The sequence below is a fragment of the Rhizobium sp. YTU87027 genome (genome assembly GCF_050644135.1).
GTDB lineage: Bacteria > Pseudomonadota > Alphaproteobacteria > Rhizobiales > Rhizobiaceae > Rhizobium.
Genome location: NZ_CP098440.1, coordinates 964,275 through 988,229, shown reverse-complemented (window position 1 = coordinate 988,229; position 23,955 = coordinate 964,275). Strand labels below are relative to the sequence as shown.

The 23,955-nt window shown below is 60.3% G+C and carries 17 protein-coding genes; 7 read left to right on the top strand and 10 right to left on the bottom strand.

Features of this window, described 5'->3' with window-relative positions; genetic code table 11:
* Positions 1-30: 30 nt before the first annotated feature.
* A complete protein-coding gene (gene parC / locus NBG89_RS04925; RefSeq protein ID WP_431321962.1) occupies positions 31-2,286 on the bottom strand; it encodes a DNA topoisomerase IV subunit A in 2,256 nt (751 codons plus the stop codon).
* Between the two features lie 238 nt (positions 2,287-2,524).
* Between parC and NBG89_RS04920 the strand changes: the two genes are divergently transcribed.
* A complete protein-coding gene (locus NBG89_RS04920; RefSeq protein ID WP_431321961.1) occupies positions 2,525-3,712 on the top strand; it encodes a hypothetical protein in 1,188 nt (395 codons plus the stop codon).
* A gap of 268 nt (positions 3,713-3,980) precedes the next feature.
* Here NBG89_RS04920 and aspS read toward each other — a convergent pair whose 3' ends face one another.
* On the bottom strand, positions 3,981-5,771 hold the full coding sequence (gene aspS, locus NBG89_RS04915) for an aspartate--tRNA ligase (RefSeq protein WP_431321960.1): 1,791 nt from the start codon (positions 5,769-5,771) through the stop codon (positions 3,981-3,983).
* A gap of 270 nt (positions 5,772-6,041) precedes the next feature.
* Between aspS and NBG89_RS04910 the strand changes: the two genes are divergently transcribed.
* From NBG89_RS04910 to NBG89_RS04895, 4 genes are all read left to right on the top strand, one after another.
* A complete protein-coding gene (locus NBG89_RS04910) occupies positions 6,042-7,433 on the top strand; it encodes a multicopper oxidase family protein (RefSeq protein WP_431321959.1) in 1,392 nt (463 codons plus the stop codon).
* Between the two features lie 83 nt (positions 7,434-7,516).
* On the top strand, positions 7,517-8,662 hold the full coding sequence (gene rnd, locus NBG89_RS04905) for a ribonuclease D (RefSeq protein ID WP_431321958.1): 1,146 nt from the start codon (positions 7,517-7,519) through the stop codon (positions 8,660-8,662).
* Between the two features lie 149 nt (positions 8,663-8,811).
* The gene (locus NBG89_RS04900; protein WP_431321957.1) at positions 8,812-9,879 is read left to right on the top strand and encodes an adenylate/guanylate cyclase domain-containing protein; all 1,068 of its coding nucleotides are present in this window, start codon (positions 8,812-8,814) and stop codon (positions 9,877-9,879) included.
* Between the two features lie 45 nt (positions 9,880-9,924).
* On the top strand, positions 9,925-11,283 hold the full coding sequence (locus NBG89_RS04895) for an esterase-like activity of phytase family protein (protein ID WP_431321956.1): 1,359 nt from the start codon (positions 9,925-9,927) through the stop codon (positions 11,281-11,283).
* A 110-nt stretch (positions 11,284-11,393) separates the two neighbouring features.
* Here the strand turns inward: NBG89_RS04895 and NBG89_RS04890 are convergent, their stop codons facing one another.
* The 5 genes from NBG89_RS04890 to NBG89_RS04870 form a co-directional block, all read right to left on the bottom strand.
* Positions 11,394-12,014: a YdeI/OmpD-associated family protein gene (locus tag NBG89_RS04890; protein ID WP_431321955.1), complete on the bottom strand. Its 621-nt coding sequence runs from the start codon at positions 12,012-12,014 to the stop codon at positions 11,394-11,396.
* A gap of 150 nt (positions 12,015-12,164) precedes the next feature.
* Positions 12,165-13,688, bottom strand: a complete 1,524-nt coding sequence (ppx, locus tag NBG89_RS04885; RefSeq protein ID WP_431321954.1) for an exopolyphosphatase — start codon at positions 13,686-13,688, stop codon at positions 12,165-12,167.
* A gap of 12 nt (positions 13,689-13,700) precedes the next feature.
* Positions 13,701-15,905 carry an RNA degradosome polyphosphate kinase gene (locus NBG89_RS04880; RefSeq protein WP_431321953.1) on the bottom strand — a complete coding sequence of 735 codons (2,205 nt, stop codon included), beginning with the start codon at positions 15,903-15,905 and terminating at the stop codon, positions 13,701-13,703.
* 64 nt (positions 15,906-15,969) lie between these two features.
* On the bottom strand, positions 15,970-16,683 hold the full coding sequence (hdaA, locus tag NBG89_RS04875; protein ID WP_431321952.1) for a DnaA regulatory inactivator HdaA: 714 nt from the start codon (positions 16,681-16,683) through the stop codon (positions 15,970-15,972).
* Positions 16,680-17,801, bottom strand: coding sequence for an AI-2E family transporter (locus NBG89_RS04870; RefSeq protein ID WP_431321951.1), 1,122 nt, complete (start codon positions 17,799-17,801; stop codon positions 16,680-16,682). Before NBG89_RS04870 ends, hdaA begins: the two co-directional genes overlap by 4 nt.
* Positions 17,802-18,047: 246 nt before the next feature.
* Here NBG89_RS04870 and purM point away from each other — a divergent pair, with 246 nt between their 5' ends.
* A complete protein-coding gene (gene purM, locus NBG89_RS04865) occupies positions 18,048-19,121 on the top strand; it encodes a phosphoribosylformylglycinamidine cyclo-ligase (protein WP_431321950.1) in 1,074 nt (357 codons plus the stop codon).
* A complete protein-coding gene (purN, locus tag NBG89_RS04860) occupies positions 19,118-19,792 on the top strand; it encodes a phosphoribosylglycinamide formyltransferase (protein WP_431321949.1) in 675 nt (224 codons plus the stop codon). The genes purM and purN overlap by 4 nt, the downstream gene beginning before the upstream one ends.
* A gap of 103 nt (positions 19,793-19,895) precedes the next feature.
* Here purN and NBG89_RS04855 read toward each other — a convergent pair whose 3' ends face one another.
* The 3 genes from NBG89_RS04855 to NBG89_RS04845 form a co-directional block, all read right to left on the bottom strand.
* Positions 19,896-21,059, bottom strand: coding sequence for an alpha-D-ribose 1-methylphosphonate 5-triphosphate diphosphatase (locus NBG89_RS04855; protein WP_431321948.1), 1,164 nt, complete (start codon positions 21,057-21,059; stop codon positions 19,896-19,898).
* A gap of 97 nt (positions 21,060-21,156) precedes the next feature.
* Positions 21,157-21,750, bottom strand: coding sequence for an NUDIX domain-containing protein (locus NBG89_RS04850; RefSeq protein ID WP_431321947.1), 594 nt, complete (start codon positions 21,748-21,750; stop codon positions 21,157-21,159).
* The gene (locus tag NBG89_RS04845; RefSeq protein WP_431321946.1) at positions 21,747-23,885 is read right to left on the bottom strand and encodes a molybdopterin oxidoreductase family protein; all 2,139 of its coding nucleotides are present in this window, start codon (positions 23,883-23,885) and stop codon (positions 21,747-21,749) included. Before NBG89_RS04845 ends, NBG89_RS04850 begins: the two co-directional genes overlap by 4 nt.
* Between the last annotated feature and the right edge of the window lie 70 nt (positions 23,886-23,955).

Sequence of the window (23,955 nt, the reverse complement as noted above, 5' to 3'; positions counted from 1 at the left end):
GCCAAGAGCGAGGCCCAGATTTATTTTCGCTTAGCCGGCAAACTTGCCGCTGCGTGGGAAGCCCTTCGGAACGGTGCGACCGGCCGTGGCGCGATCGGCGAGCCATTCGGCGAGCTCATCCTTGTTTTTGGTAAAGGTGCGGCCTGCGCTGTCCTCCCAAACGAGGCCGTCGGCGATCGCGAAGCAGCGCACGTCGGAAATGCCCCCATCCTTGTAGCGCTGCAGGCGGACGCCCTTGCCGCGCGCCATTTCCGGCACCTGCGCCAACGGGAAGACAAGCAGCTTGCGGTTCTCGCCGACGACAGCCACATGGTCGCCGCTGACGGGAACGATCAGCTTGGTCTCGTCAGGCATGGAGACGTTCATGATCTGCTTGCCCTTGCGGGTATTGGCCACCATGTCGGTCTCGGCAACGACGAAGCCGTTTCCAGCTGTCGAGACGATCATCTGCTTGCGGGCCGGATCGTGCACGAAGGCGGTCAAGACGTCCTGATCATTCTCCATGTCAATCATGATGCGCAACGGTTCGCCGTGGCCTCGGCCGCCGGGCAGCTTGTCGCCACCGAGGGTGAAGGCCTTGCCGCCTGTCGTTATGATAAGGATCTTGTCGGTCGTCTGCGCCGGGAAGGCCACCTTCAGTGCATCGCCTTCCTTGAAGGTCAGGGATGCGGTGTCGGAGATGTGGCCCTTCAGCGCACGGATCCAGCCCTTTTCTGAGACGACGACGGTGATCGGTTCCTTTTCGATCATCGCCTGCTGGATGGCCTGTTCGTCGGCCTCAGGTGCATCGGCGAACTGGGTGCGGCGGCGGCCGAGCTCGGTCGCTTTCGCGAACTTCTTCTTCACCTCGCCGATTTCCCAGGCGACGGTCTGCCACTGCTTTTCTTCGGATGCCAGCAGGGCCTCGATCTCGGCCTTCTCCTTGGTGAGTTCGTCGAACTCGGTGCGGATCTCGAACTCCTCGAGCTTGCGCAACGACCGCAGGCGCATGTTGAGGATCGCTTCGACCTGGTTGTCGGTCAGCGACCAGCGCGCGATCATCACCGGCTTCGGCTCATCCTCTTCGCGAATGATGCGAATGACCTCATCGATATTGAGGTAGGCGATCAACAAGCCGCCGAGGATTTCGAGGCGGCGGTCAATGGCGGCCAGACGGAAGCGCGAACGGCGCTGCAGCACTTCGCGACGATGGTCGAGCCACTCCCTCAGTACCTCGTTCAACGCCATGACGCGCGGAATGCGGCCCATGGAGAGAACGTTCATGTTCAGCGGGAAGCGGCTTTCCAGCTCCGTCAGCTTGAACATGGATTCCATGAGGATCGTCGGATCGACCGTCCGGTTCTTCGGCACCAGCACGACGCGGACGTCTTCGGCGGACTCGTCGCGGATGTCCTCGAGCAAAGGCATCTTTCGCGCCAGCAACAGTTCGGCGATCTTTTCGATCAGGCGGGACTTCTGCACCTGGAACGGGATTTCGGTGACGACGATCTGATAGCCGCCGCGGCCGAGATCCTCGATCTCCCACTTGGCGCGAGTCCGGAAGCCGCCGCGGCCGGTCTTGTAGGCCTCGATGATGCTCTCGCGGCTGTCGATGATGATGCCGCCGGTCGGAAAGTCCGGGCCGGGAATGAATTCGACGAGCTTTTCGACCGAAGCATCGGGATGCTTGATGAGGTGAAGTGCCGCGTCGCAGAGTTCGTGAACATTGTGCGACGGAATGGACGTCGCCATGCCGACCGCAATACCGGACGAACCGTTCGCCAGCAGGTTCGGGAAAGCGCCTGGCAGGACGATCGGCTCTTCGTCTTCCTCATTGTAGGTTGGCCTAAAATCGACAGCATCCTGCTCGATGCCGTCGAGCAGGAAACCCGCGACCTCGGTCATACGCGCTTCGGTGTATCGGTAGGCGGCAGCGCTGTCACCGTCGATATTGCCGAAGTTGCCCTGCCCGTCGACGACGGGATAGCGCTGCGAGAAATCCTGCGCCAGGCGCACCAGCGCGTCGTAAACCGACTGGTCGCCATGCGGATGGAATTTACCGATGACGTCGCCGACGATACGGGCGCATTTCTTGAAGGCCGAGTTGGGCCGGATACCCATTTCGCTCATGGCGTGAATAATGCGGCGGTGGACCGGCTTCAGGCCGTCGCGCACATCCGGAAGCGCGCGATGCATGATGGTCGATAGCGCATAGGCAAGATAGCGCTCTTCGAGCGCCGCCTTAAGATCGACCGGAAGGATACTATCGTCGTCTCCGCCAGAGGGCGGCAAAATCTCTTGTCCCATATGTCCTGACTAGCCGAGATGACCCTTTTGGGCAAGGATTCCGGGCATTCCGGCTGTGGACGAAGTCTTGTGAACACACGAAAAGAATGACCTGAGACACTTTGCCTGAATTTGGTCGTTCTTTCGTTTTCCCTTCAACACAAATTTAGAAATCCTCAAATATAAACCGCGATCGAACCACAGTAGACCGGCGCCGAATTCTCATTCGCCGCTCAGTACCGCCACCAGGGGACCCCAGATGACTTTTTACCGGACGACACGGCTGATGCTTTCGGGCGCTACCTTTCTTTCTCTCGCCGGCTCGGCCTTCGCGCTCGACGGCCAGGATCTGCTTAAGAAGATCAATGCCGCCTATAGCCAGCAGGGCGGCACGATCGTTGCCGATGGCGTCGATGTCAACGGCACGACGGTAACGCTGAAGAAAGCGAGCTTTAAGGCCAACGGCGGTGAAGCAGTGTCGATTGGCGACATCACCATGACGGGCGTCGAGGAAGACGACGACGGCGGCTACTATGTCGAGGAGGCATCCTTCCCCAACATCAGCGCCACCAACGAGGGCGCCACTTTCACGGCCACCGACCTGACGCTCAGCGGCATCTCGATCCCGGCTGATCCAAAAGGCGAGGGCCTCGACTCCATGCTGCTCTACGAAAGCGCCCACAGCGGCCCGGTGAAGGTCGTCCAGAACGGTGCCGAACTGTTCTCGCTCGCTGGAAGCGACATGAACCTGACGCTTCGCGAAGATGAGTCCGGCTTCGATTTCGATGGTGCTTTCAAGGGCCTCAAGGCCGACCTCAGCAAGGCAACCGACGCACAGAGCAAGGAAGCGATCGACAAGCTCGCACTCCAGCACATCCAAGGCGACATCACGATGAAGGGCGCCTGGGACCTGACGCCGGGCACGATCGACGTCTCCGAATTTGCGTTCGACTTCAATAATATCGGTAAGCTCAATCTTGCCTTCAAAATCTCCGGCTACACGATGCCCTTCATAAAGTCGCTGCAGGAGGCCGCCAAGCAGGCTGAAGCAAACCAGAACAAGGAAGAGGCCCAGCAGGCTCTTGGCCTGTCGATGCTCGGACTGATGCAGCAGTTGTCGTTCGAAAGCGCCCAGATCCGCTTTGACGACGCTTCCATCACCAAGCGCGCGCTCGATTACGCCGGCAGCCAGCAGAACATTTCCGGCCAGCAGATGGCGGATTCACTGAAGGCGATGACACCGATCATGTTGGCTCAGCTCAACATTCCGGAGTTGCAGAACGCCATATCGGCGGCCGTCAACACCTTCCTCGACAACCCAAAGAGCCTGACGCTTGCCGCCGCGCCGGCAAAACCGGTTCCGTTCCCGATGATTATGGGCGCGGCGATGGGCGCACCGAACACGCTGCCGCAGGTGCTTGGCGTGAAGGTTTCGGCCAACGATTGATGTGCCAAGCTTGAGTATATGAAACCCGGCGAGCGACCCTGACCGCCGGGTTTCTCTATGTTTGGGAGTATGGTAGCCGCTGGCCGTCAGTTGGTGTTGCGGCGCAACTCATTTCATTGCGTACCCAACCATCTCGCGCAATTCTGCGGGGTGACGCCGTCGTGCCCGCCTCCTCTCACGCCGGCGGCGCCGGATCTGAGCGGCCTTTCGAGAAGCAAAAAAAAGCCGGCGAAATCGATCGCCGGCTTTTCGTGTTCAAGCTGATTGCTCAGTCCTTCTTGACCGGCGGGATCGGGCGGATCGCCAGTTCGCGCAGCTGCGTCGGCGTTGCCGGGGTCGGTGCACCCATGAGCAGATCCTGCGCCTGCTGGTTCATCGGGAACAGCGAGATCTCGCGCAGGTTCTTGGCGCCTACGAGCAGCATGATAATGCGGTCAATACCGAAGGCCGCGCCGCCGTGCGGAGGCGCGCCGTACTGGAAGGCGCGGTAGAGGCCGCCGAAGCGATCTTCCACGTCCTGCTGGCTGAGGCCGACCTTTTCGAAGGCAGCAACCATGGTTTCCGGCGACTGGTTACGGATCGAGCCAGAAGCAATTTCGAAGCCGTTGCAAACCGCGTCGTACTGGTAAGCCTTGATCGTTAGCGGATCCTGGTTCGTCAGCGCGTCGAGGCCGCCCTGCGGCATCGAGAACGGGTTGTGGGCGAAGTCGATCTTCTTTTCTTCTTCGTTGTATTCGAAGAACGGGAAGTCGACGATCCAGCACAGCTCGAAGCGATCGCGGTCGATGAGGTTCAGTTCGTCGGCGGCGCGGTTACGGGCTTCGCCCGCGAACTTGTAGAACTTGGATGGCTCGCCGGCGACGAAGAAGCAGGCATCGCCCACATCAAGGCCGAGCTGCGTGCGGATCGCCTCGGTGCGCTCCTCGCCGATGTTCTTCGCGAGCGGGCCGGAGCCGCCGATCTTGCCTTCTTCTTCCTTCCAGAAGATGTAGCCGAGGCCCGGCTGGCCCTGGCTCTGGGCCCAGGCGTTCATGCGGTCGCAGAATGCGCGAGAACCGCCGGTCTTGGCCGGGATCGCCCAAATCTCGACCTTCGGGTTCGAGGCGATCATGCCTGCGAAGACCTTGAAGCCGGAGCCGGCGAAGTGATCGGTGACGGCTTCCATGACGATCGGGTTGCGCAGGTCGGGCTTGTCGGAGCCGTACTTGCGGATCGCCTCGTCGTAGGGGATACGCGGCCATTCCCTGGTGACCGGCTTGCCCTCGGCGAATTCCTCGAAGATCGACGTCATCATCGGGCCCGTGGTGTTCCAGATGTCTTCCTGGGTGACGAAGCTCATTTCGAGGTCGAGCTGGTAGAACTCGCCCGGCAAGCGATCAGCGCGCGGGTCTTCGTCACGGAAGCACGGAGCGATCTGGAAGTAGCGATCGAAGCCGGCGACCATCAGCAATTGCTTGTACTGCTGCGGCGCCTGCGGCAGCGCGTAGAAGGTGCCGGGATGGATACGTGACGGCACGAGGAAGTCACGCGCACCTTCGGGCGAGGAGGCCGTCAGGATCGGCGTCGTGTATTCGGTGAAGCCCACATTCGTCATCTCGCGGCGCATCGAGGAGATGACCTGCGTGCGCTTTATGATGTTCTTGTGCAGCGTTTCGCGGCGCAGGTCGAGGAAGCGGTACTTCAGGCGAACGTCTTCCGGATAGTCCGGCTCGCCGAAGACGGGCAGCGGCAATTCCTTGGCGGCGGAGAGCACTTCGATCTCCTGCGCGTAGAGTTCGATCTCGCCGGTCGCCATGTTCTTGTTGACGGTGTCTTCCGTGCGCGCCTTGACGAGGCCATCGATGCGGATGACCCACTCGCCACGAACCAGTTCTGCTTGCTTGAAGGCGGGAGAATCCGGATCGGCAACGACCTGGGTGATGCCGTAGTGGTCGCGCAGGTCGATGAACAGAACGCCACCATGGTCACGAACGCGGTGGACCCAGCCGGAAATCCGGACATTGGCGCCGACATCCGACTTGCGGAGGGCTGCACATGTGTGGCTGCGATAGCGATGCATAATCTCAATTCCCGGTATCTGGCTTAAAGACGGCAGCAAGGGGCTCTGATGGCTCTCCCGCACCGACAAGAAAATCGGGCGGAAAAGCGCATGGACGGTCTGATTTGTCAAGGGTTGGCGCATAGGGTACTCACGTTGAGAAGGCTTATGGCAAGCATGCAACCGTGTCATCGGCAAAAGCCATGCGGCAGTTTGGCAACCTCGTACCGTATTGCTGAAGCCTGCGGTCAACTTTAAAGAGGAGCCATATCGTTCGCGCGGAGTCTTGCCATGCCCCCTCTTACTCGCCGCAATCTCCTGAAAGCCTCGGCTGTGGCAGGCGCTTATGGCGTCGGGATCGGGATCGCTGGAAAGTTCGGGCTAGCGGAAGCGGCGCCAGAGGCGCAGGTGCTGAAAGCGGTGAAGACCACGGCCAGTATTACCGATGCCGGCGTCACCAAAGACATCATGACTTGGGGCGATGGCGGCATGCCCCCAGTGCTACGGATGACCAAGGGCAAACCCTACGCGGCTCGACTGACAAACACGCTCGACGAGCCGACGACGATCCACTGGCACGGCTTGAGAATCGCCAACAAGATGGACGGCGTGCCGTTCATAACACAGCCTTACGTCTATACCGGCGACAGCTTCGATTATGCCTTCACGCCACCGGACGCCGGCACCTTCTGGTATCACCCGCATTGCAACACGCTGACGCAGATGGGTCATGGCATGACAGGCGTACTCGTGGTCGAGGATCCTGATGATCCGACATTCGACACCGAGGTGGTGCTCAATCTGCGCGACTGGCGCCTCGGCGGCGACGGCCAGTTCATTGCGCCTTTCCGGCCGCGCGACGCGGCGAAGACGGGCACCTATGGAACTGTCAGGACGGCCAACTGGCACCAGGAGCCACAATATGATGCGCCAGCTGGCGGTCTCATCCGGCTGCGGATCGTGGTGACCGACGTCACCCGCATCTTCTCGCTGAAGATGGAAGGGGCCGACGCGACGGTCATTGCGATCGACGGCAATCCCGTACCGAAACGCTTTCCGCTCGATCTGCTGCTGATCGGCCCCGGTCAGCGCCTCGATCTTGCCGTGCGGATGCCGGACAGCGAAGGCGCCGTTGCCACGCTCGAAGACATCAGGGGCACGACACCGAAGACGATCGCCAGGCTCAAAGCGGTCGGAGCGTCGCTGAAGCGCAATGTCGGCGACCTCGCCGCGCTTGGCGAAAACCCGGTCGCCAAGGCCGATCTTTCTTCGGCACAGAGGATCCCGCTCATTCTCAGCGCGACGGCCGAAAGCGCGTCTGTCGACAGTATCTGTGGCACCCTCGGCTACAGCTTCTGGGCCATCAACAAGGTGCCGTGGCCGGGCGACACGCCGGACCCGACCGCGCCGCTGGCCGAGCTGAAGCTCGGCAAGAGCTACATCCTGCAACTCGAAAACGTGACGCCGCATACGCACCCTATCCATCTGCACGGGATGAGCTTCACGGTACTCTCGTCATCGACGCGGGAGATCATGCCACTCGTCAGCGACACCTATCTCGTCCAACCCGACGAAAAGGTGCAACTCGCCTTCGTGGCCGACAATCCCGGCGACTGGGTGCTGCATTGCCACATCATCGAGCATCAAAAGACTGGCATGACCAGTTATGTCAGGGTTGTTTGACGGCTCTTTACGGGTTCTAGTTGACATATCCGGCCGAAAGGAGAAGGAAGGTTCAACTATGTTTATCCTGCGAATGAATTGAGATGATCGAAACAACCGCCGATTTGGAGGCGGCCTGCAAAGAGCTGGCCAAGTCAGAATTCATTACCATCGACACCGAGTTTCTCCGAGAGACAACCTTCTGGCCGGAACTTTGCTTGATCCAGATGGCAAGTCCGACGACGGAAGTGCTGGTCGATCCGTTGGCGAAGGGTCTCGACCTCAAGCCATTCTTCGAACTGATGGCCAATTCTGCCGTCCTCAAAGTCTTCCATGCCGCGCGCCAGGATATCGAGATCATCTACAACCGCGGCGGCCTCATCCCGCATCCGATCTTCGACACGCAGGTCGCCGCGATGGTCTGCGGCTTCGGCGACTCCGTCTCCTACGATCAGCTCGTCAGCCGCACCAAGGGCGTCCAGATCGACAAGTCCTCTCGCTTCACCGACTGGAGCCGCCGGCCGCTTTCGGAAAAACAACTGGATTACGCGCTCGCCGACGTGACGCATCTGCGGGACGTATACCTCTACCTCAAGGCCGAACTCGAGCGTGAAGGCCGCTCGTCCTGGCTTCGGGAAGAGATGGATATCCTCGAGGCCCGCGAAACCTACGATATGCATCCCGATGATGCCTGGCAGCGGCTGAAAATGCGCCTGCGCAAGCCGCAGGAACTCGCCATTCTCAAATATGTGGCTGCCTGGCGCGAGCGCGAGGCCCGCTCCCGCAACGTGCCGCGCTCGCGCGTGCTCAAGGACGACGCGATCTATGAGATCGCCCAGCAGCAGCCGAAGGACGCCGAAGCGCTCGGCCGCCTGAGAACGATCCCCAAGGGGTGGGAGCGATCGGCAGCCGGTATCGCCGTCGTCGAAGCGGTCAATGCCGCACTCGCCTTGCCGAAGGCCGAGATGCCGCACGCTCCACGGCAGACGCAGCCGCCGGAAGGTGCTGCGGCTGCTGCCGAGTTGCTGAAGGTCTTGTTGAAGCTGATCTCGGAAAAGCATGGCGTTGCACCGAAGGTGATCGCCAACAGCGAAGATCTCGACAAGATCGCGTCGGAGGGCGAGAAGGCAGAAGTCGCAGCGCTGCATGGCTGGCGGCGGGAACTCTTCGGTGAGCCGGCACTGCAGCTCATTCAAGGCCAGGTTGCTCTCCGCTTCGTCGGCAAGAAGGTCGAGACGGTGGCGCTCTAAGCGCCATCAAGCTGACCTTTTTGCGCGCAAAGTCACATCCAGATCGATTCAATCTAGGGAAAAACCGGCTTAGCGCGCCTTTCGGAAACGCTCGACGCTTCCTATATGCCGTAGGTATGCGGACAACGCGCCACCGCGAAAAGGACTACATGAGGGAAATATCTCCAGTCCAGAACTGGCTGTTGATCGCGCTTGTCATAGCCGCGAGCGGCGTTCTCTATGACATGCGCTTCTACGGCGGCCATCCCTTCGTTGGCGCAACCTTTGCATTGTTCATCGGCATGCCGATCATCGCCTTCGAACGCAAGGTGATCCTGCGGGGTCTCTACCGACGCATGCAGGCGCTACCGACGGTGACCTTCTTCCTCGCTGAGATCTTCGTCTACGAAATCCTGATGAGTGTGGGATTTGCAGTTGCCGGTCTCTCGATGTGGTGGCTCGGCCTCTTCAGTCCGGCATCGTGGGTCAATGCCGTTATCCTGCCCTTCGATGCCTTTCTCTATGCGCTCGCCGTGTGTGCGCTTATCATCTTCGTGCTGCGCATCCGAGAACTACTGGGTCGTGACATCTTCACGAGCATGCTTTTCAGTCGCTACCGGAAGCCGATCAGCGAGGAGCGCGTCTTCCTCTTCATCGATCTGGTGGATTCGACCGCTTTTGCTGAGAAGCACGGCGATCTCCGGGCGCAACAGATGCTGAGTTCCTTGTTTGCCTCGTTCGCCGAGCCCGTGAGGAAATACAAGGGTACCATCGATGACTACGTGGGCGACGCCGCGATCATCAGCTGGCCATTGGAGCGCGGGATCAAGTTCGCGCGATGTGTGAACTGCATCTTCGACATTATCAGCGGGATTGAGGCAGATGCCGAGAGCTGGTTGAAGACATACGGTCAGGTCCCTCGCCTGCGCGCCGCATTGCACGGGGGTACGGTTATCACGGCCGAAATCGGCGTCGACCACCACAAGATCACCTACTTCGGCGACACCGTGAACACGACATCCCGGCTTGAATCGCTCTGCAAGACGCTGAATCGATCGGTGCTCATTTCAAGCGACCTCGCCCAGCGGATCAAGATGCCCGAGAAGGTCTCGGCAGAGGATCTTGGAAACCACGCCGTCAAGGGCCGTGGTCAGAGCCTTGGCGTCATCGCTCTCGTCAAGGCGGACAACCGCAAGGCGTCACCAAAGCTTCATGCAAGCGTCAACGCGCCGACATGAAAGCCTTGCTAATCGAGACCCGCATTCCAATCCTTGGGGGGTTCGATGAAAAATACTCTTCTCGCTTCTGTTTCATTTCTCCTTTTGATCACCGGTTCGGCGGTCGCCGACCAGCAGGAATTTCCAGCTAAACTCGCAGGCCAGGCCATTCTGCCGGCCAACACGCTGGTCGCGGCTCCGGCCGATGCGCCTGAGTTCCTCAAGCATTCCGGCAAATTCACCACGGCTGACCGCAAGCGCACCGAAGCACTCGGCAGTGTTCCCGGCAAGGACGGCGCACGCGTCACCGACCTGGAGCTTCCCTTCGACGGCCAACCTGTCCAGGGTTTCTCCGGCATCAAGACCATGCCGGACGGCACATTCTGGACGCTCTCCGATAACGGCTTTGGCTCCAAAGCAAATTCCAGCGACGCGATGCTCTTCCTGCATCAGGTGAAATTCGACTGGCAGACGGGCAAGGTCGAGGTCATCAAGAACCTCTTCCTTTCCGACCCTGACAAGAAAGCCCCGTTCCCGATCGTGCTCGAGGGCGCAGAGAAGCGCTATCTGACCGGTGCGGACTTCGACATCGAATCCGTGCAGCCTGTCGCTGATGGTTTCTGGCTCGGCGAGGAATTTGGACCCTACCTGCTCAAGTTCGACACCGAGGGCCGCCTGACCGACGTGATCTCGACCAAGGTCGACGGCAAGCCGGTCATGTCGCCCGACAATCCGACACTTTCCGTTCCTGCAAATCCAACTGCCAAGATGCCGGTCTTCAACCTGAAGCGCTCAGGCGGCTTCGAGGGTCTCGCTATGTCGAAGGACGACAGCAAGCTCTATGGCCTGCTGGAAGGAGCACTCTATCAGGACGACGGCAAGATGGAATCGGTCGACGGTCATACCGCCATCCGCGTCATCGAGTTTGACACCGCTTCCAAGAGCTGGACCGGCCGGACCTGGTTCTACCCCTTCGAGGACAAGGGCGTTTCAATTGGTGATTTCAACATGCTCGACGACTCGACCGCGCTCGTCATCGAACGCGACAACGGCGCCGGCACGAAGGACAAGGCCTGCGCCGATCCCAAGCAGCCGAAGCCCAGTTGCTTCGAGGCTCCGGCTGAGCTCAAGCGCATCTACAAGATCGAGTTCAACGACGCCAACGTCGGCAAAGCTGTCCGCAAGATCGGCTACATCGACCTCCTGAACATCAAGGACCCGGACAACAAGAAGAAGGCCGGCAGCAAGGACGGCGTCTACGATATGCCGTTCGTGACGATTGAGAACGTCGACCGCGTCGACGCCACCCACATCGTCGTCGGCAACGACAACAACCTGCCCTTCTCGGCGGGCCGTGCCGTCGACAAGGCCGACAACAACGAGTTCAGCCTGCTCGAAGTCGGCGAACTCCTGAACGCGAAATAAGTCTACGCTCCCACAGGAAGGTCCCGCTCGAAGTGAGCGGGGCTTTCCAGAAATGAGCGGCGCACGCCAGAACTTGTAGAAGTGCCCGGCCACGGGTTCGAAACCTCGAACTACCGCTCAGTTGCGCCCTTTCCGGCGAGAATGTGATCCCGGAATTTAGCGATCCGCGTGGTTCGCGTTTCTGACTTCTTCACCCCGTTGAGATTGATCACGTAGCTTTTCTGCCGGCCAGGTGTCAGATCATGAAAAGCCTCGGCGAGTTCAGGGTCGGAATCCAAGGCTTCGATCAACTCGTCAGGCAAGTCTACTTGGCCTTTCCCCTTCGGCGGCTTGATACCAGCCTCGGCATAGCCCATCGCTTCCTTCAAGTAGGAACGGATAACGGGCTCCATCTTTACGACCTGTGCGTTCTCCACAAAGCGAAGCATGTCGGGATGTTGGGTGTTCGCCCCCTGCTTCTCAAGCACGCCTTCGGGATCCTTCAACAGTGCGGCGCTAAAGAAACTCAGGCGAAAGTCGCCGCGGAAGGCGCCGATTATCACGATATTGCGGCTCTCATGCATGTAACAGGGATGCGCCCACTTCACCGTCTCGACGAGGCCCACATCGCGACAGATGCGGCGAAGTTCGTTTAGGCCGTCAATCCATTGCCGCGTCGAACAGTCCGATGTGGCAAACCGCTCGCAGCGTCCGCATCCTTGCGTGAAAAAGTCTTCAATATCCGTGATCATGTCTCTCGCCCAAATTTCGCTCGTGATGTTGGCTGGCGAACATACCAAGCCAATACGTCAACTTAGGGCCGAAATCTGTGGAAACTCGCCGTAAACGATCAACAAAGTCGTCGGACTGTTCGGTGGCGTGCCTCGATCAACCGCGAGGCGCTACTCGAAGCGAAACGCCAAGCGCTTGTTGGTTAGCCTGGACAACTGTTGCAGGCGGCCCTCAAGACGCTCGCCGGCAAAATCGTGATACTCCGCCGGAACCACGAACTCCAGGTCCAGATCGGGATTGGACGACTTCTGGAAACTCAGGTTGCGGACCACGCCCGGCATGGACGCCGAGAAGAGGTAGACGACCCGCAGCATTCCGCCGAGGAGTTTGGCGCGCTCGACATATTGCGGCGTAGCGATCGTAGCCAACGGCCCCGTCGCGCCGTCATCGTGAGGCCCTTCGAACCGGTAGTAGTTGGTGAGCGCGATGAATGCGCGCCCAGGATGGCTGATGCCGACGAAGGACGAATGAGCAATGATGTTCAGCGCCTGCAAGCCACGATAGTCCGGATGCGCGCGCCAACTGATGTCGGCGAGCAGGCATGCGGCCTGACGATAGCGCGCCTCTTCCTTCGTCTCGGTGACGCCGAAATAAGGCATCATCCGACCGGTCCACTCCGCCAGTTCTCTGGCGTGCTCCGGCGAACGAGCGCGGAGAATGGCAAGCTCGCCCGCCGCGGCCAAAAGCGGATCGCTGCGGCGCTCGCTCTCGGAAAGCAATGAATAGAGATACCCTTCGCGCACGCCCTGCCCCGAAAACGAGATTACAGAGGGGCTCATCGCACTCAGGACTTCCTTCATGGCAACCGCGCCGAAGGGAAGCAACGCGCGGCGATGCTTCGAGACGGCCAACCATGCAGGATCTCTAGAGTCCCTGGCGATTTCCACCTGATCGAGGAACTGCATCATCGCCTCGAGCGAAACCTCGTAACCCTGCATCATGTGCAGCGGATACTGAGTCAACTCCATGTGCAGCTTTGCGATGTTTCGCCAGGTGCCCCCAACGGCGTAGAAGGTACGCCCCGCGCCCTTCGCCAGAAGCTTGGAACTTGTTTTCACATGCTTGCGGGCGAAGGTTCGGGCCTTCTCCATCGAGCCGCCGGCATATTCGGACAGGCGAAGGCCCCCCAGCGGCAAGGTTACGCCGTTGCCGATTTCCTTGCCCTTGATGTCAATCAATTCAAGCGAACCACCGCCCAGGTCGCCCGCGATACCGTCCGGCTCATAGAAACCGCTGACAATGCCGAGGGCGGAGAACTTCGCCTCTTCCTCACCGGAGAGAACGCGAATCTTGCGCTGAAGAATGGTTTCCGCCTGGTGGATGAAGTCGGGGCCGTTGGATGCCTCGCGGGCGGCTGCCGTCGCCAGAACATACATGGTGGCGGCGCGCGCCTGATCGGACAACGCCTTGAACCGATGCAAGGCGGCCAGAGCACGCTCGACGCTCGCCTCATCCATCTTGCCGGTCAGCGCGATGCCCTTGCCCAGCCCGCACAACACCTTTTCGTTGAAAAGGATCGTCGGCGAACGGGACATGCCTTCATAGATGACCACACGGATCGAGTTCGACCCGATATCGACAACGGAGACCGGGGCAATCCCTGGAAGGCGCCCCTGGGCTTCTGATTCAACCATGCAGGTCCAATATTACTTGTTGTTTCGGCCGGAAAGCAGGCCGGCGATCAGCTTGGGCGCACTGGATTTCAAAGCTTCACCACGGCCGGACAGGCTGGGGTTGGTCATGAAATACTGTTGCGCGTTGAACGGCTCCTCGCCCTTGCGCACCTCCATGCGCCTGGACGTACCGTCGGGCAATATCTCGTAGCTTTGCTGATTGTCAATGATATTGCCGAGCATAATCTGTGAGAGGACCTGCTCGTGGACTGTCGGATTGGTCAGTGGGACCAACGTTTCCACACGGCGATCGAGGTTGCGCGGCATCATATCGGCCGAACCGATATAAACCAACGCCTTGTCTGATGGCAGCCCGTGACCATTGCCGAAGCAGAAGATGCGGCTGTGCTCCAGGAAGCGACCGACGATCGACTTCACACGGATATTGTCGGACAGGCCTGGCACCTGCGGGCGCAGGCAGCAGATACCCCGGATCACGAGATCGATCTCAACACCAGCGTGGCTCGCCGTATAGAGCGCGTCGATGATCTCTGGATCGACCAGCGAATTCATCTTCATCCAGATTGCGGCCGGCGCGCCGTTCTTGGCATGCCTGATCTCTTCATCGATGTGACGAAGGATGCGTGAACGCAGCGTGTAGGGCGACACGGCGAGCTTCATGCTCTCCTCCGGCTCGCCGTAGCCAGTGATGAAATTGAAGATGTTCGCCATGTCGTGAGCGATCACCGGATTGCAGGTGAAGAACGACAGGTCGGTGTATATCTTGGCGGTGATCGGATGGTAGTTGCCGGTGCCGAGATGGCAATAGGTGCGTAGCTTGCCCTCCTCGCGGCGCACGACCATCGACATCTTCGAATGCGTCTTCAGCTCGATGAAACCGAAGACCACCTGCACGCCGGCGCGTTCAAGGTCGCGCGCCCAGCGGATATTCGCTTCCTCATCGAAACGGGCCTTCAGCTCCACCAGCGCCGTGACGGATTTTCCGGACTCGGCCGCGTCGATCAATGCGCGGACGATCGGGCTGTCGTTCGAGGTGCGATAGAGCGTCTGCTTTATCGCCAAGACGTCAGGATCACGCGCAGCCTGGAGCAGAAACTGGACCACCACGTCGAAGGATTCGTAAGGATGGTGGACCACCATGTCCTTTTCGCGGATTGCCGCAAGGCAGTCCCCGGCATGCTCTCGGACTCGCTCGGGAAATCGCGCATTGTAAGGAGGAAACCGGAGATCTTCGCGTGGCGCTTTCGTGATCTCCGACAGCGTGTTCAGGGCGAGCAAACCCGGCAAGACCGCAACACGGTTCTCGGGCACGCTTAACGCTTGCACGACGAACTGGCGTAGAGATGCCGGCATCTCCGAGTCGGTCTCGATACGGATCACCGATCCTCGGCGGCGGCGCTTCAGCGCCGTTTCGAAAAAGCGCACGAGGTCTTCGGCTTCTTCCTCGACTTCAATATCGCTGTCGCGGATGATGCGGAAGGTACCGGAGCCCTGTACCTCGTAGCCGGGATAGAGGCGGTGGATGAAGACGTTGGCGACGTCCTCGAGTGTGATGTAGCGGATGGTACCGCCGTCGTCGGGCAAGCGCACGAAACGATCGAGTGCCGGAGGCAGGCGCAGCAGCGCCGTCATTGGCTCGCGCCCATTCTTGCTGACGAGCTGCAGACCGATCGAAAAGCCGAGGTTCGGAATGAAGGGGAACGGATGCGCCGGATCGATAGACAGCGGCGTCAGAACCGGGAAGATCGCCTGCTCGAACTCAGTCGCCAGCCAGGCGCGATCGGACTCGCTGAGCGCGCCCGGGCGCACAATTAGAATGTCTTCCTTGGCGAGATACTGCTGGAGCACGGCAAGCGACGCCTGCTGTTCCATCTGCAGATTGTCGATTTCCTGAAGGATTGCGTCGAGTTGTTCGGCAGGCGTCTTGCCGTCGGGCGCGCGCACAACGATATTCTGGCGCACCTGCCCCTCAAGACCGGCAACGCGGACCATGAAGAATTCGTCGAGGTTTGCGGCCGAGATCGACAGGAAGCGAACGCGCTCAAGCAGCGGATGCTCAGTGTTCAGCGTTTCCTCGAGAACACGGCGATTGAACTGCAGCCATGAAAATTCGCGGTTGATGAAACGCTCGGGACTGGCGAGCAATTCTTCCAGCGATGGCACAGTCTCGTTGGTTTCCGGAGTAGATTCGTGATGCTCCGCGACTGCGCTATCCATGGTCTGATTGTCCCGTTTCATTCGCCCAGCGAATTATATCAGTTTCACGACAGAACTGTGACAGTCAATCCGCCGGCTCCGAATTGCCCAATTCATTCAACACTTCAGCGGCGAGAGTTCGAGTAATCTTCGTTCCCCGAGAGAGGGCAAGTCGATCAAGCCTGTCCACAATCGTCTGGGCGGCGTTGAGCGACCTCTCCATCCGGTTGACGATATAGAGGACCAGTTTGTCATCAATATAAAGCTGGCGGTCGGCAAACAGCTTGACAATGACCTGTGACAGCAATTCCTCGTCCGGTTCGCCGATCTCGACGACTGTCGCCGCCTTCAGGCGCGAGCGCAAATCCGGCAGTTCCACAGGCCAGGACATCGGCCAAAGGCGGCTGGTCATCAGAAGACTGTGACCGTTTTCCCGCACGCTGTTGATGACATGGAAAAGCTCGTTGTCGTCGAAGCCAAGCCGGTCGACGTCCTCAAACAGCACCGGACCGTTGGCCGCCTCCACCGCCGCGTTGGCGCCGGCCCTCGGATGGATATCGACGGCGCCGCTATGATCTTTCCAGATATTGGCCAAATGCGATTTTCCCGAGCCTACCGGACCGGCGAGGATCACGACGGGCGAAGGCCAGTGCGGCCAGGCATCGACGATCGAGACGGCCGCTGCCAGCCGCTCGGAGATCAACAGATCATCCCGCCCGGTTGCCGCATCATGCGAAAAGGCCAAGGGAAGCTGTTCGACGGCATTGCGCCTTGGACCAGCGTTTTTCACATCAGTCATTTGGGATCAGCTTTTGTCTTGCCGACCTGGTCATTCTTCGACCCGCCGGCATAAAGATCGCTCTGAAGGTAGCGTGAAAGCGCAAAACGGACAAGCACGCCGACGGCGGCAGCCGCCGGCACGGCAACCAGCAGGCCAACAAAGCCGAACAAGGCGCCGAAAGCAAAGAGCGCGAACATCAACCAAACAGGATGCAGCCCGACACTATGGCCCACGAGCTTCGGCTGCAGGATGTTGCCTTCCATAAACTGGCCGCTGAAGAATACCGCGAGCACCGCGCCGACCCAGATGTAATCGGGCCAGAACTGGACCATGGCTACACCGACGGCGAGGACGAGCCCCACCAGCGAACCCACATAGGGAATGAAGCTGATCATGCCGGCGAACAGACCGATCAGCAGGCCGAAGTTCAAGCCAACCAGCGACAGGCCAACGGCATACCAGATGCCCAGGATGAGGCAAAGCGAGCCCTGCCCGCGGATGAAACCGGCGATCGCCTGATCGATTTCCCGCATGATCTGGTGGACATTGGCTACATAGTCGCGCGGAATGTACTGATCGACCTTTGCGATCATGCGATCCCAATCAAGCAGCATGTAGAAGGCCACAACGGGCGTGACGATCATCAGCGAGATCAGGTTGACGACGGCAAGACCGGAACTCCAGACCTGACCGAAAAGCCCGGTTAGCAGACCGAATCCTTGTGATAGGATCTCGGAGAAGTTGTTCTTAATCGTCCCAAGTTGGTTCCTCACCCAGTCTGGCAGGAGGGAATTCTGCGACTTTGTAATGAACGTCTGCAACTGATCGATGTAGCCGGGCAGGCGACCGGCAAAATCGCTGAACTGGCTTGCCAAGACAGGTATCAGGATCATCAAGGCCAGTACGATCACGACGATGAAGGCGATCAGAATGACGATCGTGGCCATGAGGCGACTCAGCCCAAGGCGCTCCAGCCGGTCCGCGACCGGATCGAGGAAATAGGCCAGCGCCATACCTGCAAGGAACGGCAGCAAGATCGAGCTGAAGATGAAAAGGAAGCCAATAAAGAAGGCGAGCACGATCAGCCAGAAGATGACCTGGCGCTTCAGACCTGCACCGCTAACCTGCTGTGGCATCACATTCCCCGCTGATCGACCGCCTTGATTTTCTGCATCGCCGCGATGCAACCTTTCGAGCACATAGGATGTGGCCGAGAGAATGGTCAACCCCGCCGCTAAAAATCCCGAAGCCCTGCGCCAAAAGAGCGGGAAATTGGGGCTTTTTCCATGCAATCCCTTGCATATAGGCCCGTGTCATGCAATGGCGACCGGCATATTGAGGCGGTGACATTTCCCGCCCCTGCACAGCCATCGGAGAGCAGCATGAGCCAGTCTGGAAAAAACGGCCTGACCTATAGCGACGCAGGCGTCGACATCGACGCAGGAAACCTTCTGGTGGAGAAGATCAAGCCCGCCGTGCGCTCGACGCGCCGCCCGGGAGCGGACGGCGAGATCGGCGGCTTCGGCGGCCTGTTCGACCTGAAAGCCGCAGGCTTCACCGACCCGGTTCTCGTTGCTGCCAATGACGGCGTCGGTACCAAGCTGAAGATCGCCATCGACGCCGACTATCACGACACGGTTGGCATCGATCTCGTTGCCATGTGCGTCAACGATCTGGTCGTCCAGGGCGCGGAACCGCTGTTCTTCCTCGATTACTTCGCCACCGGCAAGCTCGATCCAGACCAGGGTGCGGCGATCGTCGAAGGCATCGCTGCCGGATGCCGTGACGCGGGCTGTGCGCTGATTGGCGGCGAGACCGCCGAGATGCCGGGCATGTACTCCTCCGGCGACTACGACTTGGCCGGCTTTGCCGTCGGTGCAGCCGAGCGTGGCCAACTGTTGCCGTCGGGCGACATCGCCGAGGGCGACGTGATCCTTGGCCTTGCCTCCTCGGGTGTTCACTCCAACGGCTTTTCGCTGGTGCGCAAGATCGTCGGCATTTCCGGCTTCGCCTGGGATGCTCCGGCTCCGTTCGCGGAAGGCAAGAGCCTCGGCGAAGCCTTGCTGACGCCGACGCGCATTTATGTAAAGCCGCTCCTCAAGGCCATCCGTGAAACGAAGGCCATCAAGGCACTGGCGCACATCACAGGCGGCGGCTTCCCGGAGAACATTCCGCGTGTTCTGCCGAAGCACCTCGCAGCCGAGATCGATCTTGCAGCCGTCAAGGTTCCCTCGGTCTTCTCCTGGCTTTCCAAGACGGGCGGCGTTGAAGCAAACGAAATGCTGCGCACCTTCAACTGCGGCATCGGCATGATCGCAGTCGTTTCGGCTGAGAATGTCGCGACCGTCACCGCGGCGCTCGAAGCTGAAGGCGAGACGGTCGTAACTCTCGGTCGCATGATCGCCCGCGCCGAGGGTGCAGCCGGTACGCTCTACAAGGGTACGCTCGCCATATGACGTCGCCGCGCAAACGCGCCGTCGTCTTTATCTCCGGCGGCGGTTCCAACATGATGGCGTTGGTCGCCGCGGCCAAGGCTGGCGACTATCCGGCGGAAATCGTCGGCGTCATCTCGGACAAGGCCGACGCCGGCGGGCTCGCCAAAGCAGCGGCCGAAGGCATCCCGACATTTGCCTTCGTGCGCAAGGACTATGCGAACAAGGAAGCGCACGAGGAAGCAATCTTTGCCGCACTCGATGAGCTTTCTCCCGACATTCTTTGCCTTGCAGGCTATATGCGGCTGCTGAGCGGCACCTTCATCCAGCGCTACGAAGGCAGGATGATCAACATCCATCCTTCCCTGCTGCCGCTCTTTCCCGGGCTGGACACCCATCAGCGCGCGATCGACGCCGGGATGCGGATCGCCGGCTGCACCGTGCACTTCGTCACCGAAGGCATGGACGAGGGACCGGTTATCGGCCAGGCCGCCGTTCCGGTCCTTTCCAGCGACAATGCTGACAGCCTCGCCGCACGTGTGCTTACCGTCGAGCATCAGCTTTACCCGCAAGCGCTGCGGCTCTTTGCCCAAGGCAAGGTGAAAATGGAGGGCGGCAAGGCTGTCAGCACGGACGCTGCAGCGGCGCCGGCCGAACGTCGCAGCGTTATCTCGCTGATCGGCGAAGGCGCCTAAAGCACGGCGCGATCTTTCGGATTCCGCCCCGCTCTAGTTCTTTGTTTTCACGCATGTCCTTGTCCCGAAACCGGCTCCCGCTTTCGGAGACATGCTCTTGGCCTCAGGCGGCAAGCGCCCGAGGCTGATGCAGCGTGCCGTCACTGTAGACGAAAAGGCCCTTGCGGAACGTGGCTCGGATGCGGTGCACGTCGCCGGCTTCGATGACAACCAGATCGGCCTGCTGCCCAACGGCAATTTCACCACGATCCAGCAGGCCAGCCGAGCGCGCCGCATTGCGGGTCGCCATGGCGACAGCGTAAGGCAGGCTCGTCCGGTCGGCGATCTTGAAGATGCCGGGCACGAAGGCCGCGGGATGATAGTCGGCGGCGATGACGGTCAGAAGGCCGGCGGCAGCGGCATCCAGTGCGCTGAGATTTCCGGACATCGACTGGCCGCGCAGCGCGTTCGGAGCGCCCATCAGCGTCCAGAGACCGCGACGACGCGCTTCTTCCGCTGCCAGAAGCGTCACTGGAAATTCGCTGATCGTGACACCGAGATCGTGCATTTGCGCGACCTTCTCGGCGCTGTCGTCATCGTGGGAGGCGAGCGACAGCTTGTGCTTCAGAGCAAGATCGACGACCTGCTTCAGCTTGATCTCGATCTCCGGATTGTTGCGCATCTCGATACGCTTGGCGACCATCTCGGCGGCCATCTCCTCGGAAATGGCGCGGCGCTCGGCGATGCTCAGGATGTAGCTCTCGATGTTGTTGTACTGCCCCTGCCCCGGTGTGTGATCCGTCAGCGAGACCATGTCGATATGGCTGGCATCGAGCAGCTTTTCCAGTGCCGGTGCAGCACCGAGATTGGTGATCTCGTAGCGCGCGTGAACGCGGTGATCGATCAGCAGGTTATTCTTCAGCCGGTTGATGCTTTCGATCACGGCCGACGTCGTCTCGAGTGAGCGGACATGACCGTAGACGCTTTCCGTCGCGAAGGAGACGGCCGCGAATGCGGTCGTGACGCCTGCGGCAGCCAGTTTCTTGTCCAGTTCGTGGATGCTGAAATCGATCGGCATCGGCGCATTCGGGCGCGGCGCGATCTCGCGCTCCACCATGTCGCCGTGAAGGTCCACGAAGCCCGGCATCAGCAGGCGCCCGCCGCCATCGATCGCAGCGTTGGCGACCGGCTCGGGCCTGATTTCAGCGATGACGCCGTCCTCGACACGCACCGAGCCGTGGCTCACAACCTCATCTGGAAGGACAAGCGTAAAATTGCTGAGCCACATCGGGTCTTCTCCAGACAGGTATTTATGACAAGGCAGAGCGCATAGCGCTGATTCATGACATCGGTGTGAACGACGGCCTCGCAAATTGGCCGGTGTTCTAGCGCAACGCGCCGCTGTTCATTGCCGCCCATTGCAGAAGCGTAATTGTCTTCAAGTCGATGATCTCGCCGTGCTCGATCATCGCCACCGCCTTGTCCAGCGAGACCTCCAGAACCTCGATATCCTCATGCTCGTGAGCAAGGCCGCCGCCATCAGAGACGCGGTCGGTCGTGTCGATCGAGGCGGCGAAGAAGTGCAGCAGTTCCATGCTTGAGCCCGGCGAACTGTACGCCTTGAAGAGGAAGCGAACGTCGCGGACGCGAAAGCCGGTTTCTTCCTCGGCTTCGCGGCGGATGGCCGCCTCCGGGGCATCGCCATCCAGCAGTCCTGCCGGTGCCTCGATGATCCAGGCCGGCTCGCCATGAAGGAAAACCGGCAGCCGGAATTGCCGCACGAGGACAACGGTGTCGCGCTTGGGATCGTGAAGCAGGATCGTCGCAGCCGGGGTGCGATGGTAGACCTCACGCTGCAGCCGATGTGTCTCACCGTCGGAATCCGTGTAGTCGATCTGGAAGCCGCTGAGGCGTGTCCAGCCGTTCGAGAGCGTCTTTTCATCGACGATCTCGGCTTTTGCCCTGTCAAACTTCGTCATTCAACATCCTTGCGCAGCCAGACCTTGTTGTCGTGGACCGCAGCTCCGCCGTATGGCGCGACGGGATCGGCGCCGGTCAGCAGGTTGATCCCTTCGCCGTCGACATGCGCCTTATTCGGCCAGAGGCCTTCGGCAATCAGCACGCCCGGCTTGACCTCCTCGGTGACACGCACATGGATCCGCAGGTCGCCACGGTCGTTTCCGATCCGTACGAGGTCGCCATGTTCGATGCCACCAGCAACGGCATCGACCGGGTTCATCATCAGCTCCGGCCGTCCTTCTTTCTGGCGTGAGGTCTTCGTTTCCGAGAAGCTCGAATTCAGGAAGTTACGGGCCGGCGACGTTGCCAGGCGGAATGGATGTTCGGTATCGGCACGCTCGATGACATCGACCTGATCCGGAAACGCGGGCAATTGCTCGTGCGGGCCGAGAGCACCGACAGCGGCCGGGGGCTTGTTCGGCGCGGGGCCGTCGACCCAGTCCGGGCGGAAATGGAACTTGCCGTCAGCATGCGCGAAACCCTTGAGGAAATGCGCATCCTCGAAATCCGGCTGGCGGTCGAACCACTTGTGTTCGAGGAAATGATCGTATCCCGGCAGGTTGCTATCCTGGAGGACACGATCGATCATTTCGCGCGCCGTGAAGCCGAAGCCAGGACGATCGGCGATACCGAGCCGCTTAGCCAGCTCCTCGATCACGAACAGGTTCGTCCGCACGGTGTCTGGCGGTTCGACCAGCTTGGGGCCGAGCAGAATGTGGTTCTGGCCTCCCGCGCGATAGATGTCGTCGTGCTCGACGAACATCGTCGCCGGGATGACGATATCGGCCATCTCGGCCGTCTCGGTCATGAACTGCTCGTGGACCGCGACGAAGAGGTCGTCGCGGGCAAAGCCGCGCTTCACCAACCGCTGTTCGGGGGCGATGTTCACCGGGTTGGTGTTCTGGATGAGCATGGCCGTCACCGGCCCGCGATGGCGCAGCGCCACGGCATCGCCGGTCAGCGCGCGGCCGATCTGCGACTGGTCGATCATGCGGATATCTGCATCCTTCATCGACTTGCCGGTCAGTTCCGCATTGTTCATGCGGAAGATATCGCTGTTCGAGTGGAAGGCACCGCCGCCCTCATACTGCCAGGAGCCGAGCACCGTCGCGATCGAGGCCGCCGCGTGCATGGCGACCGCGCCGTTGCGCTGGCGGGTGAAGCCGTAGCCGAGGCGGAAGTAGGTCTTCTTCGTCGTGCCGACGAGGCGCGCGAAGGCTTCGATCTCGTCGACGGAAAGGCCGGTAATGGCAGCCGCCCAATCGGGCGTCTTCGTCTTCAGATGTGCTTCAAGGCCGGCGGGGTCGTCGGCGTACTTTGCCATGTATTCACGATCGGCATAGCCGTCGCGGAAGGCGATGTGCATGACGGCGCAGGCGAGCGCCGCGTCCGTGCCCGGCTTGACGGTCAGCGCCATGTCGGCCTGCTTCATTGTCGGATTGTCGTAGATGTCGATCACGACGATCTTGGCGCCGCGTTCCTTGCGGGACTTGATCGCGTGGGTCATCACGTTGACCTGCGTGGACACTGCGTTCGTGCCCCAGATCACGACGCAATCCGTGCGCCCCATCTCGCGGGGGTCGGGTCCGCGCAGCGTGCCGGTCGCCATGGTGAAGCCGGTCCAGGCAGGATTGGTGCAGATCGACGAGAAGAAGCCGGAATAGCGCTTGGCGTGGCGCAGACGCTCGATCGAGTCGCGCTGAACCCAACCCATGGTGCCGGCGTAGAAATAGGGCCAGATCGCTTCGCTGCCGTCCCTCGCTTCCGCTTTGACGAAAGCTTCGGCGATTTCATCCAGTGCCTCTTCCCAGGAAATCTGTTGCCACTGCCCTGTCCCCTTCGCGCCTGTTCGGCGCAGCGGGTGCATCAGCCGGTCCGGATGATAGAGCCGCTCGGCGTAGCGCGCGACCTTCGCGCAGATGACGCCCGAGGTGTAGCTGTGGTCATTTGCACCGCGCACCCGACCGATGCGACCGTCGTCGCCGATCTCCACCTCCAGCGCACAGGTGGAGGGGCAGTCGTGGGGACAGGCGGTATGACCGAGCCTGACATTCGACTTGGCGGATTTGGCGTGAATGGGGGTCGCAATGTTCATGGCTTTTCTATATTCGAACCGGAAACCAGCCAAAAGTCACAAATGACGTCGATCAGGCGAATTCATCACG

Bases quoted from the DNA above. Each gene is read 5' to 3' on its own strand.
- NBG89_RS04895 (WP_431321956.1), top strand. From the start codon at position 9,925: ATGAAAAATACTCTTCTCGCTTCTGTTTCATTTCTCCTTTTGATCACC.
- NBG89_RS04850 (WP_431321947.1), bottom strand. From the start codon at position 21,750: ATGACGAAGTTTGACAGGGCAAAAGCCGAGATCGTCGATGAAAAGACG.
- NBG89_RS04870 (WP_431321951.1), bottom strand. From the start codon at position 17,801: ATGCCACAGCAGGTTAGCGGTGCAGGTCTGAAGCGCCAGGTCATCTTC.
- NBG89_RS04890 (WP_431321955.1), bottom strand. From the start codon at position 12,014: ATGATCACGGATATTGAAGACTTTTTCACGCAAGGATGCGGACGCTGC.
- NBG89_RS04920 (WP_431321961.1), top strand. From the start codon at position 2,525: ATGACTTTTTACCGGACGACACGGCTGATGCTTTCGGGCGCTACCTTT.
- aspS (WP_431321960.1), bottom strand. From the start codon at position 5,771: ATGCATCGCTATCGCAGCCACACATGTGCAGCCCTCCGCAAGTCGGAT.
- NBG89_RS04845 (WP_431321946.1), bottom strand. From the start codon at position 23,885: ATGAACATTGCGACCCCCATTCACGCCAAATCCGCCAAGTCGAATGTC.
- hdaA (WP_431321952.1), bottom strand. From the start codon at position 16,683: ATGACTGATGTGAAAAACGCTGGTCCAAGGCGCAATGCCGTCGAACAG.
- purM (WP_431321950.1), top strand. From the start codon at position 18,048: ATGAGCCAGTCTGGAAAAAACGGCCTGACCTATAGCGACGCAGGCGTC.
- parC (WP_431321962.1), bottom strand. From the start codon at position 2,286: ATGGGACAAGAGATTTTGCCGCCCTCTGGCGGAGACGACGATAGTATC.
- NBG89_RS04855 (WP_431321948.1), bottom strand. From the start codon at position 21,059: ATGTGGCTCAGCAATTTTACGCTTGTCCTTCCAGATGAGGTTGTGAGC.
- NBG89_RS04900 (WP_431321957.1), top strand. From the start codon at position 8,812: ATGAGGGAAATATCTCCAGTCCAGAACTGGCTGTTGATCGCGCTTGTC.
- NBG89_RS04910 (WP_431321959.1), top strand. From the start codon at position 6,042: ATGCCCCCTCTTACTCGCCGCAATCTCCTGAAAGCCTCGGCTGTGGCA.
- ppx (WP_431321954.1), bottom strand. From the start codon at position 13,688: ATGGTTGAATCAGAAGCCCAGGGGCGCCTTCCAGGGATTGCCCCGGTC.
- purN (WP_431321949.1), top strand. From the start codon at position 19,118: ATGACGTCGCCGCGCAAACGCGCCGTCGTCTTTATCTCCGGCGGCGGT.
- rnd (WP_431321958.1), top strand. From the start codon at position 7,517: ATGATCGAAACAACCGCCGATTTGGAGGCGGCCTGCAAAGAGCTGGCC.
- NBG89_RS04880 (WP_431321953.1), bottom strand. From the start codon at position 15,905: ATGGATAGCGCAGTCGCGGAGCATCACGAATCTACTCCGGAAACCAAC.